The organism is Streptomyces sp. 8L (assembly GCF_020176795.1).
Classification (GTDB): domain Bacteria; phylum Actinomycetota; class Actinomycetes; order Streptomycetales; family Streptomycetaceae; genus Streptomyces.
The window spans coordinates 1-12,569 of sequence record NZ_JAIUKE010000382.1 but is presented as its reverse complement, the minus strand read 5'-3'; the positions used below and the strand labels follow the sequence as shown (position 1 = coordinate 12,569).

Annotated in this window: 12 protein-coding genes and 3 pseudogenes; 12 read left to right on the top strand and 3 right to left on the bottom strand. The window is 70.3% G+C overall.

From position 1 onward, the window contains the following. Nucleotides 1–63: 63 nt before the first annotated feature. The 5 genes and pseudogenes from LCE31_RS27660 to LCE31_RS27640 all read left to right on the top strand — a co-directional run. Nucleotides 64–408: pseudogene (locus tag LCE31_RS27660) on the top strand (hypothetical protein); the annotation flags it as partial. Continuing rightward, the gene (locus LCE31_RS27655) at nt 405–1,103 is read left to right on the top strand and encodes an ATP-binding protein (RefSeq protein ID WP_225018911.1); all 699 of its coding nucleotides are present in this window, start codon (nt 405–407) and stop codon (nt 1,101–1,103) included. The pseudogene LCE31_RS27660 and the gene LCE31_RS27655, both read left to right, overlap by 4 nt. A gap of 264 nt (nt 1,104–1,367) precedes the next feature. After that, nucleotides 1,368–2,651: a hypothetical protein gene (locus LCE31_RS27650; protein ID WP_225018909.1), complete on the top strand. Its 1,284-nt coding sequence runs from the start codon at nt 1,368–1,370 to the stop codon at nt 2,649–2,651. Between the two features lie 327 nt (nt 2,652–2,978). Further along, nucleotides 2,979–3,320, top strand: coding sequence for a plasmid mobilization relaxosome protein MobC (locus tag LCE31_RS27645; protein ID WP_225018907.1), 342 nt, complete (start codon nt 2,979–2,981; stop codon nt 3,318–3,320). Beyond that, entirely contained in the window at nt 3,317–5,056 is a 1,740-nt protein-coding gene (locus LCE31_RS27640; protein ID WP_225018905.1) for a relaxase/mobilization nuclease domain-containing protein, read from the top strand. The genes LCE31_RS27645 and LCE31_RS27640 overlap by 4 nt, the downstream gene beginning before the upstream one ends. An 81-nt stretch (nt 5,057–5,137) precedes the next feature. On the opposite strand, the gene LCE31_RS27635 is transcribed toward LCE31_RS27640, so the two are convergent. Continuing rightward, a complete protein-coding gene (locus LCE31_RS27635) occupies nt 5,138–5,959 on the bottom strand; it encodes a DUF317 domain-containing protein (RefSeq protein WP_225018904.1) in 822 nt (273 codons plus the stop codon). A gap of 501 nt (nt 5,960–6,460) precedes the next feature. Between LCE31_RS27635 and LCE31_RS27630 the strand changes: the two genes are divergently transcribed. Then, on the top strand, nt 6,461–7,165 hold the full coding sequence (locus tag LCE31_RS27630; RefSeq protein ID WP_225018902.1) for a nucleotidyltransferase domain-containing protein: 705 nt from the start codon (nt 6,461–6,463) through the stop codon (nt 7,163–7,165). Nucleotides 7,166–7,281: 116 nt separating this feature from the next. Here LCE31_RS27630 and LCE31_RS27625 read toward each other — a convergent pair whose 3' ends face one another. Together LCE31_RS27625 and LCE31_RS27620 are read right to left on the bottom strand one after the other, a co-directional pair. Further along, on the bottom strand, nt 7,282–7,683 hold the full coding sequence (locus LCE31_RS27625) for an NUDIX hydrolase (protein ID WP_225018900.1): 402 nt from the start codon (nt 7,681–7,683) through the stop codon (nt 7,282–7,284). A 92-nt stretch (nt 7,684–7,775) separates the two neighbouring features. Continuing rightward, nucleotides 7,776–8,003: pseudogene (locus LCE31_RS27620) on the bottom strand (FAD-dependent oxidoreductase); the annotation flags it as partial. A gap of 249 nt (nt 8,004–8,252) precedes the next feature. Between LCE31_RS27620 and LCE31_RS27615 the strand changes: the two are divergent. The 6 genes and pseudogenes from LCE31_RS27615 to LCE31_RS27590 all read left to right on the top strand — a co-directional run. Next, a complete protein-coding gene (locus LCE31_RS27615; protein WP_225018898.1) occupies nt 8,253–9,488 on the top strand; it encodes a helix-turn-helix domain-containing protein in 1,236 nt (411 codons plus the stop codon). After that, nucleotides 9,485–10,057, top strand: a complete 573-nt coding sequence (locus LCE31_RS27610) for a flavoprotein (RefSeq protein WP_225018896.1) — start codon at nt 9,485–9,487, stop codon at nt 10,055–10,057. Before LCE31_RS27615 ends, LCE31_RS27610 begins: the two co-directional genes overlap by 4 nt. Before the next feature lie 208 nt (nt 10,058–10,265). Continuing rightward, the gene (locus LCE31_RS27605) at nt 10,266–10,718 is read left to right on the top strand and encodes an ATP-binding protein (protein ID WP_225018894.1); all 453 of its coding nucleotides are present in this window, start codon (nt 10,266–10,268) and stop codon (nt 10,716–10,718) included. Then, nucleotides 10,715–11,308, top strand: a complete 594-nt coding sequence (locus LCE31_RS27600; RefSeq protein ID WP_225018892.1) for a hypothetical protein — start codon at nt 10,715–10,717, stop codon at nt 11,306–11,308. The genes LCE31_RS27605 and LCE31_RS27600 overlap by 4 nt, the downstream gene beginning before the upstream one ends. Further along, complete coding sequence (locus tag LCE31_RS27595; protein ID WP_225018890.1) at nt 11,208–12,140, top strand: glycosyltransferase family 2 protein; 933 nt, start codon at nt 11,208–11,210, stop codon at nt 12,138–12,140. The genes LCE31_RS27600 and LCE31_RS27595 overlap by 101 nt, the downstream gene beginning before the upstream one ends. Then, nucleotides 12,133–12,569: pseudogene (locus LCE31_RS27590) on the top strand (hypothetical protein); the annotation flags it as partial. The gene LCE31_RS27595 and the pseudogene LCE31_RS27590, both read left to right, overlap by 8 nt.

The following is a 12,569-nucleotide window of genomic DNA, read 5'->3' as shown; positions in this document are numbered from 1 at the left end:
CAACTCCAGCGGCAACGGCTTCGGACCAGGCATCGCCCCACCCTATAACCGCAAGCGAACTACCGACTCAGGACACTAGGAGATACCCCTGGGAGCGCAAGCGCCCCCGCGCCCAGCACCGTCTCGGCCAAGCAACTCGTCACCGAATACGCGGACGCCTGCGCACACCGTCCGCCCAAGGACGTCCTGGGGCATCTCGGCCGGATAGTACGCAAGCTGCTCGACGAGGGCATCGCGCCAGCTCACATCCGGGCAGGGCTCGATCTGCACCGCGCCAAGGGCCTGCACCCCAGCACCCTGCCGAGCTTCGTGAACGAAGCCATGAACGCGGCCCCCAAGGCGCCGGCTGTCCATAGGGCGTGGACAAACCCCTCCGATATCGAAGCCGCCTACGGAGGTGAGCTCTGAACGCCACCGCCACCCGCGAGCCCCACCGGGTCGGTCCACTCGCCGACCGGCTCAACGGCATCCTGGCCAGCCGCGGCATCGACCTGGCTACCGCCGCCGAGGAGGCGCATGGGGAACCCGTCACCGCGCTCGAACTCGCCGACGCGAGGATCCCCGCCCGTTACCGCCGGGCCTTGGCCGACCACCCGAAGGTGACCGCTTGGGCCGACCAGATCGCCCGTGCCGGGCGCCCCGGCCCCGGCGGGCCCGGCATCGCCAAAGGTCCGTCCCTACTGATCGCCGGCCCCACCGGGACCGGCAAGACGTACCAGGCGTACGGCGCCATCCGAGCTCTCCTCGCCCGAGGGGTCCGCCTGCGCTGGGAGGCGACGACCACCGCGGACCTCCACGCGCGCCTGCGTCCCCGTGTAGGCCACGACGCCGAACGCGACCTGCGGAGTTTGGCATGCTGCCCGCTGCTGCTCCTGGACGACCTCGGGGCGGCCAAAACCAGCGAGTGGACCGAGGAGCTGACGTACCGGCTCATCAACCACCGGTACGAGCACATGCTCCCCACCCTCATCACCACCAACCTCCCCACCGATCAGCTACGCAGCGCCCTCGGTGACCGCGTCGCCTCCCGCCTCGCCGAGATGACCGACCGAGTCGTCCTCGACGGCACCGATCGACGCCGCCGCACAGTGTCTGCCGCCTGACCGGCCGCCACCGGCGCTTCCGCCCTCGGCCCTGCCTCACCCGCCGCCTGCGCGCACGCCTGCTCTGCCCCGCCCGTCGCGAGTCATCGGAGCCGCGCTCAGCGTCCGCCGTTTCCGCACTCCGCTTCCGTTCCCTCTGCACCTTGGAGACCCACCCTGCCTGCTCGCACTCTCACGCCCCTGGCCACCCGGGACCGCGGCACCCGGCTCCTCCCGGACTGGGCCACATCCTCAGAGACCACCCTGGCGCTCCTCGCCCTGTTCGTGCTGCTCGCCCTGTTCGCCGGATGGCTCATCCACCGGCAGCGCCGGCAGCCGCCCAGCGCCAACCGCCGGCGGCGCAGAACCATCGCGGTGCCCGTAGCGGCCATGGCCGCGCTGGGTTGCACCGTCTACAGCGCGGACACCAGCTGGCGGTTCGCCGCCGACTACCTGGACATGGGCAGCACCGTCGAGCGCGCCTTCATGTTCGCCACCGCCGAGCTGGCCCTCTTCGCCACCGCGCTGATGGCCCGCCAGAACCTCGCCGGGCCCGCAAGAGCGCCCGGCCTGCCCGGCGCCCTCGTGTGGGTGATCACCACCGTGCAGATCATCCCCGCCTACGCCGAGTTCGGGCCCGTCGGCGGCACCGTGCGAGCCTTGATCGGACCGGTTATGGCCGCGATGCTGTGGCACCTGGCCATGGGCATCGAGCTGCGCCACCGCAGCCCCGACGCCACCTCACGCAGCCTGGCCGCCGTCCTCGTCCGCCAGGCGCGCGAACATCTGCTGGCCCGGCTCGGCATCGCGGACCAGGACGCCGACGCGGCCCGGCTCATCCGCGAGCGCGCGCTGAGTGATTCCGTCGCCCTGATACTCCGAGCCGAGGCGATGACCGACAAGCAACGCGGCAGAAGGAAGGGGCAACGCCTGGCCAACCGGCTGCACGAGGCCCTGGAGCAGGCCGATGTCGACGGCGATCCCCGGCAGGACGCACTACTGCTGCGCAAACTCGCCACGCGCAAGCAGGGCCTCGGCCTCGCATCCATCACGTTGCCGCCGCGCTGGCACGTCCCGGACTCGTACACCGCCCGTGAACCCGGGCGCAGTCGACCGCGATCGGCCGCCTCGAAGCCGACGCCACGGGCAGAGGACGCTGCCCGCCCGGAACCGGCCGGGCAGGTGGAGGACACCGCCCGCCCGCATCCGTCGGACCCGGATGACGGTGAGGAGCCCCCGGCTCCCCTGCCCGGGGCCGGGCAGTGCCCACGGGCAGACGTCGAAGACCTCCCACCGCTGGCAGACACCGGCTCGGGCAGCGCCACGGGCAGGCCCAGGCGGAAGCCGCCTGCCCGGAAGAGACACGCGGACCACAGGCGCCGCGTTTCCGACGCCGTCATCCTCGGCTTCACCCGCCGCACGTACGAGGAGAACGGAAGCGTCGGACGCGACCGGGTGGAGGACGCCCTGCGGACGGCCGGCTACACGGTCTCCAGCGACGTAGTCGGGCGGATCGTCCGTGATTTCAAGGCGCAGCTCACGGCCCCGGCCAGCGATTCGCCTCACTGACCCCTTCAACGCCAACGCGCATCCCCACGCCCCGAGACGAGAGACTCCATGAACGCCCCGAACCGCCAAGACCCCAGCTCGCCCGCAGGTTTCCTGGCCGCGACCTCTGCCCCAGGCGAAGCAAGTTGTCCCGGGAGCAATGCTCCCGGAGTTCCCGCCCCGGGGGTGGCGGGAACAGCCCGGCGCCAGGAGGCACCGGGCTGTCAGGCCGCGACCGCGGGCGGACCGCAGCCGGGAGGAGGACGGCAGACCGAGTCCCTCACGAAGAGACGCCAGCGAGCCCGTCAACCGAAATCCCACAAGCGCGTTCACCAGCCCAGCTGCCGTATGAACGACGCCGAGTACGAGCGCTTCACCGAAGCAGCCGCCCACTGTGAGATGTCCAACGCCGCCTTCCTCGCCTACTCCGTCGACAAGGCCGCCCGCGACTTGACCCGTACCGCCGCCGAGATCGCCACCGAACGGGAGGTCATCGAGGAACTGTTCGCCGCCCGCCGACACCTGGGCCGCATCCACGGCCTGTTCAACCAGGTCGCCAAGGCCATCAACTCCGGCGCCGACACACCCCAGCTCGACGCCGCCGCCCGCGCTGTCCGCAGCGCGCCCCGCCGTACGGAGGACGCGGCCGACGCCCTGCTCGCTTACCGAAACGGTGACGTCGCCACGTGATCCCCAGCCTCCACAAACGGGGCGGCAAGACGGTCGGCCTGATCCGCTACCTGTACGGCCCGGGCACCCACGAGGAGCACACCGACCCCCACCTCGTCGCCGCCTTCGACCCGCTCACCCCCGACCCCGGCCGCGACCCGAAGGCCACCTGCGGGCAGCTTCAGCGACTGCTCGACCAGCCCGTCAACGCCCTGCCCGTCGACAGGCGCCCGAAGAAGCACGTGTGGCACCTTTCCGTACGGGCCAGCCCGGAGGATCCGATCCTGCCCGACGAGGATTGGGCGGCCATTGCCCGCCGGATGCTCGCTACCACCGGTATCGCTCCCGACGGCGACGATGCCGCGTGCCGATGGGCCGCCGTCCGGCACGCCGATGACCACATCCACATCATCGCCACCCTGGTCCGCGACGACGGCCGCCGCCCCCGTCTGCACAACGAGGCCCGGCGCGCCCAGGACGAAGCCCGCCGCGTGGAAGCCGACTACGGTCTACGCCGAGTCGCACCCGGAGACGGCACCGCCGCCAAGCGCCCCACCAGCGCCGAACGCCGCAAAGCCGAACGGCAGGGCAGGGACCGCACGGCGCGCGAGGAACTTCGGAGAACCGTGCGGCACGCCGTGGCCGGCGCCACCAGCGAGGAGGAGTTCTTCGGCCGCCTGGCCGCCGCCGGCCTGCTGATCCGCAAACGTGTGGCACCCTCCGGCGACCTTCTCGGCTACAAGATCGCACTCACCGACGATCGCAATAAGGACGGCGACCCGGTTTTCTACTCCGGTTCCAAGCTCGCCCCCGACCTGTCCCTGCCGCGCATCCGCGAACGCTGGGCGCTTCCGGCAGAGGCCGCCGTCCCGGCCGACGGCTCCGAACTGGCCCAGCCCGTCATGCCGGACGTGACTGGTCCCGCGTTCGCTCGGCGCAGGGCCACCGCCGCCACCTGGGAGGCGCTGCTGATCATCGACCACGGCGACGACGGCTCGGCAGCCGCCCAGATCGCCGCAGCGGGCGAGGTCCTGGACGCCCTCGCCCAGACCTCTGCCGCCCACACCCGTGATCAACTCCGCGAGGCGGCCTCCGCGTTCGAGCGAGCCGGCCGCTCCCACATCAGGGCCGTACACGGGCGTGACCGCGCCCTGCGCCAGGCCGCCCGCGATCTTGTCCAGAGCGGGACCGCTCTGGGACGCGGCGAAGACGGTGCCACCACCGCCATGCTCATCGACATGGCTTTCTTCCTCGCCATCGCCGCAGCGAACTGGCACGCCAGGAAGCACCACAGCCATCAGGCCGACGCCGCCCAGCGAACCGCCGAACATCTGCGCGCCGCCTACCGGGCCGCCGCAACCCATCCCATGGCACTCCTCCGCCGGCGAGGCCAACACCTGGACGCGCGTCTTCGACAGGGGCACGCCGCACTTCTCCACCAGGTCTTGCCGGACCTGGCCCAACGAGTCCAGGCCGAACCCGCCTGGCCCGCCTTGGCGGCCACCCTCGACGACGTCCACAGAGCCGGCCACGACCCGGCTCCCCTGCTGACCGAAGCCGCCCGACGACGCGAACTCGACTCCGCCGCCTCCATCAGCGACGTGCTCGTCTGGCGGCTGCGACGCACCGCCCACCTGCCCGCCCTCGCCGAGGGCCTCCAGGACACAGGCTCCGGAGGCGGTCGGCACCCGCGTTCCCCGGCCGCCGGCATCCTGCGAGCGCCGCGCACCGCGAACGATGCCGGTCGTCGACGCTGACCGGATGACGACGGCACATAGCCGACGATCGAAGCCGGGCCCCCGCTGCGGGAGGCCCGGCCCCCACGGCTTGTACGGCTCTCAGCCTGCTGGGGCGCGCAGGAGCCGATCGCGCGTGCTTTCCGGCAACACCCGGCGCAGCACCGGTGCGCTGGAGCTGAGGGAGTCGGCGAAAGCGGCGACGAGGTCGGGCGGCACGCCGGCACCGAACGACGCCGCCCACAAGTAGCCCGCCCTGCGGGTCGGCTCAGCCCACGCCTGCCACCCGGCCAGGACCGCGTCGTCAGCCTCAGCCACCAGTGCCAGTGGGTCGGCGTCCTGAATGAGCGGCGGCATCGCACCGAGACGGATGTGTGAGGCGAAGGTCGGATCCACCGCCGCAGCGCCGGGCCCGTCGGCGTCTCGCAGCCAGCCGTTCGCCGCAACCGCGTCGAGGACCGCCTCGTGGCCACCGAGCGGCAGGACGGGCTCCTCGCGGGCGTCGAGCGCGGTGAGGAAGTCGGCGAGGACCTCGCCGGGGACATCACGGGTGAAGTAGGCCGACCACCGGGCGAGCGGGCTGCTCAGGTCCGAACGAGCGGACACCTGCCAGGCGATCGGCTGGTTCCCCAGGTGGAACGGCTCGTCCGGCAAAACCCATTGCGCCCACCTCAGGGCGTCGGGACTGACGTGCAGGACGGTGCTGCGCAGGACCTGACGGTCCTCCGGCGCCTCGTCCCGTTCCTGCCGCCCGCGAACGATCATGAGGCTCGTCCAGCCCAGGCCGGCGAGCGCATCAGCGACGGTGTCGTAGAGACGCCCGTCGTCACCGGCCAGGTGCCGAGGACCGACCCAGTACGCGGGTGGGATGTTGGCCGGAGTGGCTGGTCCGCACGGGGATTCGGGATGCAGGAGTGCCTCCAAGGGCTCGCGAGGGTTCTCATCGCCGCCGACGTTCTTGCGGCACTGGACAGGAAATCCGCGCTGGGTTTCGTGTCGGCCCGGGGCGGATGTCCGAGCTGGGTGTCCCCGCACCTACCTGCGTCATAGACGATGGCCGCCGTCAGGCTCTACCGCGAGCTTCCGCACACAGTCCGTGTCGTCCACAACCGGGGGAGAACGTGCGTCTCCAACTGATCTGTCACGAGGGCGACTCTGCCTCAGACCGCGCGGCCTCTCATGCCTCCGTAGAGCCGCGATGATGGTGGAGAATCCGGATGGGCTGCCGCAGTCGCGGAGATCTCCTATTTGACCTGGCGCTTTCGCGGGAAGATCGTCCACGTTGACATGCCATCGCGGTGTTGGCCAGTCATTCTCGGATCTGTGCTGTCTGCCTGCGGCGAACCCCGGTACGGAGCGGGAGGCAACCGGTCACGCCCCGGAAAACGATGTGCGCGCGGTGGCGACCGTGCTGATAGTTGCCTCATGGATGCGATCGAGGCCGCACACGCCGTCGTAAATGGACAACACCCGGACGCGCGTGCCGCGTTCCTGGGAGGCAGCGTCGTGACAGGCCGCCGCACGGCGACGTCAGACCTCGACATCGTGGTGCTGCTCCACGGCGCCCCGGCCCCGTACCGGGAAAGCCTCCAGCACGCAGAGTGGCCGGTGGAGGTGTTCGTACACACCGACGAGACATGGCACGCCTACGTCGAACGGGAGCTCCACAGGCGCCGGTCACCGCTGCTGTGGATGTGTGCCGATGGGTTGCTGCTCCTCGACACCGATGGGCTCGGAGCGCGTATCGCCGCAGAGGCTCGGAAGCTGACCACCGCGGGACCACCCCCGTTGTCGGCGGAAGAGATCGACGACCGGCGCTACGCGATCACCGACCTTTTGGACGATCTCGCGGGAAGCGACGACCGGAACGAGCGTCTGTTCATCGCCACCGAACTGGTCCGACGGACTGGTGAGCTGGCGCTGGCCATAGGCGGTTCTTGGGGTGGCGGTGGAAAGTGGCTAGCCCGGCGCCTTGGGACGACCGCACCGGGGCTCAGCACGCACCTCCGTCACGGGCTACAAGAGGTTCTGGGCGGGAGAGTGGAGCCTCTCGTGACCGTTGTGGACGAGGTGCTGGAGCAGGCCGGCGGCCGGTTGTGGGTCGGCTATAAGCGCGCCGGGACTCCGTGAACGATCTCGTATCGCGGACCGGCTCAGCGCCCATTTCGCTTCACTGACTCGGCCCGCGCCCGCTGACGTGTACCCGGTCGACAGCGAGCCTTGGGCCGCCGCCTTCCGGGCTGCTCTCAACGGGAGAGGGCTGCGTCGAGGTACACCTGCACAGGCCCGAACAGTCCAAACGGCACATAGCGAGAGACCGCACCATGCGCCACCCACGCAAGATCGGCCACCTCGTCGGGTGCTGCGATACGGGCAGTGCCACTCAGTACCTCGCAGGCGATGTAGGACATCTGCCGCCCCGTCTCCGGGTGAACCCGCTCACCGAGTCGCTCCACAGCCGCCACGGCCAAACCTGTCTCCTCCCGCGTCTCACGCACGGCGGCCTCTTCACAAGTCTCACCGGGTTCGACCTTGCCGGCAGGGAACTGCCAGGAGAGCGAACCCTCCCTGACACGACGACGCACCATCAGTACACGTCCCCCGTGAACGATGATGGCCGCCGCCACGCGCGGCTGCTTCTCCGCCATCTCCGGCAACGACCGTCCCTCCAGATCAGATCACTGGACGAAGAGCAACGCCCGAACCGCCTCGGCGCGCTCCCGACATCCGCTACCCGTACCTCGGCCAGTTCGCGGAAGATCTCCAGGGACCGCTGGCCCCACCGGTCGACCTTGTCCTTCGGCTCGACCAGGTACGGGCCCCACATCGCCCCGGCCGCAAGTGACGTGGCACCGGGCACCTGCCCAGCGATCACGCGCACCGAAGCCCCGGCCTCGGCGAGAACGACGGCCGTGGTGAGTCCGGACACCCCTGCCCCGACAACGACAACGCACTCCCGTGCGGTCATGATCTCGACTCCACTGGCCGGCTGATATCGATGGGGCACGTCAAGTAGGCGACCACCCTCATGAACCAGCAGCCTCCTGGCGCGAGCCCGGGTCCGCTCAGTCCCGGACAGATCGTCCGTACCTCCGTGCACCAGTGCCTTCACTTTGAGCTCGGGCAACGCAGGTATCCACGGAAACGTGGGCCCTCTCCATCACGTTGCCGCGTAGCTATCGTAGGGACCGCCCCTACATCACGGGAGGCAGCACGTATGCGTGGTCTCGGAGATCACCTGAGCATCGGCGAGCGGATCGCCTTCCACCGCAGACGCCGCGGGTACACGCAGCAGGTACTGGCCGGGCTGGTCGGCCGCAGCACGGACTGGTTGGTGAAAGCGGAGTCCGGTCGGCGCAAGCCGCCGCGCATCGACATGCTCGCCGAACTGGCCCGTGTGCTGCGCGTGCCGCTCGGGGAGTTGGTCGGCCAGCCCGTACTCATGGAGGACGAGAGGCAGCAGGACGACGTCCCGGCCGTCCGCGACGCGTTGATGAGTCCGCGTCGCCTCTCCCGGCTGCTGTTCGGACCGGAGGCCGAGGCACAACTCCCAAACTCTGGCCCGAGCGCGGAGCTCGCCGAACAGACCTGGAGCGACTATCAGTCCGGTCGCCTTGGCAAGGTGATCGCCGGGCTCCCCGGCCTCCTGCAGACCGCCCAGGAACTTGAGGATCGTGCGGCGCGTTCCGCCACGGAGCGCCGGGAATGCTGGGCCGTTTCCGCCCGGGTACATCACCTCGCCGCCACAACGCTCGCCAAGATCGGGGAGTCCGACATCTCGTGGCTCGCAGCCGAACGCGCCATGCAGGCCGCCGACGAATCCGGCGACCCGCTGGTCCTCGCGTCCGCCGCACGGTCCGGCACACATGCCTTGCTGGCCAACGGCCGGTACGACGAGGCCATGGAGCTGGGTGACACGGCGGCGAGGTGGTTGTCGGCCCGGGTCGACGAGACCGACCCGGCCGCCCTGAGCCTCCTGGGCATGATCTTCCTGCGGGCAGCCATCGCGGCGGCCCGGCGCCAGGACCGGGCTACGGCGACGAGTCTCCTGAACCGGGCGGAAGCACTCGCCGACCGCCTCGGTTCCGACGAGAACCACTGGCAGACGAGCTTCGGGCCCACGAACGTCGTCTTGCACAGGCTGTCGGCGGAGCTGGACCTGGACAACATCTCCTACGTCGTGGAGCACGGCCAGATCGACGTGGGCCACATGCCCACGGAGCGTGGTGTCTCCCATCGCATCGATCACGCCCGTGCCCTGTCACTGGCAGGCCAGGGGGACAGCGCGTTCGCCGAGCTGCGTACTGCCGAGCACGTGTCGCCTCAGCTCGTACGGAACAATCCCCGTGTACGGGACACGCTGCGCGACCTGATCAAGCGGTCCCCGGCCACCGGCGGCGCCCGTTCGTCGGAGGTGTTCATGATGGCTCAACGATGCAGGGCGGTGGAGTGAACACACAGAAGCGGGGAGTCCTCGGGGTCGTGGGCACGAGTGCCGGGGGAGTCGAGGCGTTGCGTACAGGACTGGTGGAACCGGCTCTGGCGCGCGGGTGGCAGGTCGCCGTGACGCTCAGTCCGACGGCCGGTCGGTGGCTGCGGATGAATGGTGAGGTCGACCGGCTGGAGACACTGACCGGCCTGCCCGTACGCGACGAACCACGCCTGCCCGGAGAGGCGAGGCCGCACCCGAGCGTGGACTGCTACGTGGTCGCCCCCGCCAGCGCGAACACGGTGGCCAAACTCGCGACGGGTATCGCCGACAACCAGGCGCTGACTCAGGTGGGGGAGGCCATCGGCACCCTCGGACTGCCCGTCGTCGTCTTTCCGAGGGTGAACGCCGCTCACGCGCGCCACCCCGCATGGCGACGCCATATCGCCGCGCTGCGAGAGGCCGACGTTCACCTGGTCTACGGACCGGACATCTGGCCGCTGCACGAGCCACGCGCGGCCACCCCAGGCCGGGACCTTCCGTGGGAAGCGGTGCTGGACACGATCGACCGAGCCACGGAAACCGCCGGGTAACGGGACGTCAACTGCCCTGACCTGCGGGAACAGAGGACCCTGACAAACTGTCCGGGTCCTCTGCTCATGGGGCGTCGAAGCTTGTCGCCATGCCTGAGATGGTCGACCGACACAACGCGGGAACGGCACAGACGGACCATCGCGCCCAGCGAGTGCCGGCCCCGTTCAGACCCCTCGATGCCGTTACCCGGCAGGGGCGGTGGCAACGGTGACGGCGACCTTCCCCGCCGGGGACGCGGCGCCGGTCGACATCAGGCTCCCGCAGGTCATGTGCACGGACATCGCCCCGCGGCTTCACCTTGTAGCCCCCGTACGACACTCGGTCGTCGCCACCCTCCGGCAGTGGGGCGCCCCCGAGATCGCGGACGACATGGGGCTGATCGTTACCGAGCTGATCGTCAACGCCATCCACCACGGCGACCCGGGCAGTGTGTCCGTGATCCTGACGATCCGGAACGGCGACGCTGTGCTGGAGGTCGAAGACGACAACGGCGGGCGCCCTGCCGTACGGCGGACCGCGGAGGACGACGAGGGCGGGCGGGGCCTGATCCTCGTGCAGGCGCTGGCCGACCGGTGGGGATGCCGACCTGGTGCTTGTGGCCGAAAGACGGTGTGGGCGTCGCTCCCGCTGCCGGAAGCCGGGTCGGAGGACGCATCGTGATCGTCTCCCGTCCAACGAACCGTGGCGTGCTCGACGGCCGGAACCAGGCCCCCGCCACCGTCGACCGGGTCTGGCACCGCTCCTCGCTGTCCGAGCGCTTCCGCTGCGAAGCCTTCGCGACCCTGGAGAGCCCGGGCCCCCAGAGCGCGATCATCCGCTCGATGTTCTGGCTGAGCAGGGATTCCGTCTCCGGCCCGGATGCGGCTGTCGCGTGGTTCGTCGCCCGGCTTGAGCCGTTCGCCCGGTTCCTGTCCGGACCCGACGTCAGCCGGGCCACCCGGTGGACCGGCGACGAGGAGACACGCCGACGGGCGCTGCTCACCCTGCGCGCCGGTAGGCGGCTGTCAGTCGAGATCGTCGACTGCGACCACGTCCACTACCAGGCCGTGGTCTGCCCCGTACGCGAGCGTCCCCGTAGCGCTTCCGCGCCCCCGTCGAGGACGAACACCCCAGCACCATCCGATGCCAAATCGATAGCGGAGGACGAACGTGCGAACGAGCGTCGTGGTCGCGGTGCGAGGCAATATCGGCGCATTGGGCGACCTGGGCAGGGCGGTCCGCGCCCAGGACTACCCGGCCGAGGAGCTTGAGCTGGTCGTGGTGGACAACCATCCGGCGCCGGTCCTGCCGCAGGGGCCATACCGGCTGGGGCCCATGCCGTGCCAGGTCGTCCACGAGAGGCGGCCCGGGCTCTCGCGTGCGCGTAATACCGGGATCCGGCGGGCGCGCGGTGAGATCGTGCTGGTCACTGATCCGGACGCACGGCCCGAGCCCGACTGGGCGCGGCGCATGGCCGCCGCCCTGGAGACGACGGGGGCGTACTGCGCGGGTGGCAAAGTCGTCCCGTACTTCACCGACGGGATCGTCGGCGACGTGCCGGCTGACGTACTCCAGTTGTTCGTGCCTCTTACGTGGCCACAGGCCACTACGGAACTGGCCTCCCCGTACTGGGTCGTCGGCTGCAACCTGGCGATACGACGGGACCCGATGCCCCGGTTCGACACCCGACTCGGCGTCGCCGGTCTGCGCCACCTGAGCTGCGAGGAGACGGAGTTCACCGTACGCGCCCAACGCGGCGGGCATCTGGTGGTCGTCGTGCCGGATGCCGTGGTCCACCGCGCGATCCATCCGGCCGACCTGACGCCATCCGCCGTGCGGGGCCGTGCCCTGTGGCACGGCGTCTCGGTGGCCCGACTGCTGATGATCCACCCCGGCGCGGACATCTACGACAGCTACCGACTGCGCGACGCCCTCGCCCCCGCGCGCCTGCGGAGCAGTGCGGGTCGCAGTGCGGCAGCGGCCGACGTCGCGCGGGTCGTGGGACTACGGGCGGAACGACTCCGGCTGGCCATGGCCGGAAGAAGCGAACACACCGCGAGCGCGGAGAATTCCGCGACGACGAAGGAGGTCTCCCATGAGTGACGTCCCCATAGCCGTAGGGCTGAACCTCGGACACGACGGCGGATGCGCGATCGTGGCCGGGAACCGGGTCGTCGCGATCGCCGAGGAACGGTTGAACCGCACCCGGTACAGCGGCGGCTGGCAGGCCGCCCTCGCCTACTGCCTGGAAACGGCTGACCTCACCCTCGCGGACGTCGGCATCGTGGTGTTCTCATGCGTCGGCCCCCGCCTCGACGAGGGCTTCACCGGCGGTCTTGAGCGCTACGGCGTCGACGCACGCAGGATCGTGTCCGTCGACCACCACCTGTCTCACGCCTACGGTGCGTTCTGCCTGTCCGACGCCGACGAGGCGCTGGTCGTGGTCGCGGACGGATCGGGCAACGACCATCAGACCGAGAGCTATTTCCTGGCCGACCGCACGGGGCTGACCCGGGTGGGCGGGAACCGTAC

Excerpts from the sequence above, each read along its gene's own strand:
- LCE31_RS27645 (WP_225018907.1), top strand. The coding sequence starts at position 2,979 with ATGAACGACGCCGAGTACGAGCGCTTCACCGAAGCAGCCGCCCACTGT.
- LCE31_RS27630 (WP_225018902.1), top strand. The coding sequence starts at position 6,461 with ATGGATGCGATCGAGGCCGCACACGCCGTCGTAAATGGACAACACCCG.
- LCE31_RS27625 (WP_225018900.1), bottom strand. The coding sequence starts at position 7,683 with ATGGCGGAGAAGCAGCCGCGCGTGGCGGCGGCCATCATCGTTCACGGG.
- LCE31_RS27615 (WP_225018898.1), top strand. The coding sequence starts at position 8,253 with ATGCGTGGTCTCGGAGATCACCTGAGCATCGGCGAGCGGATCGCCTTC.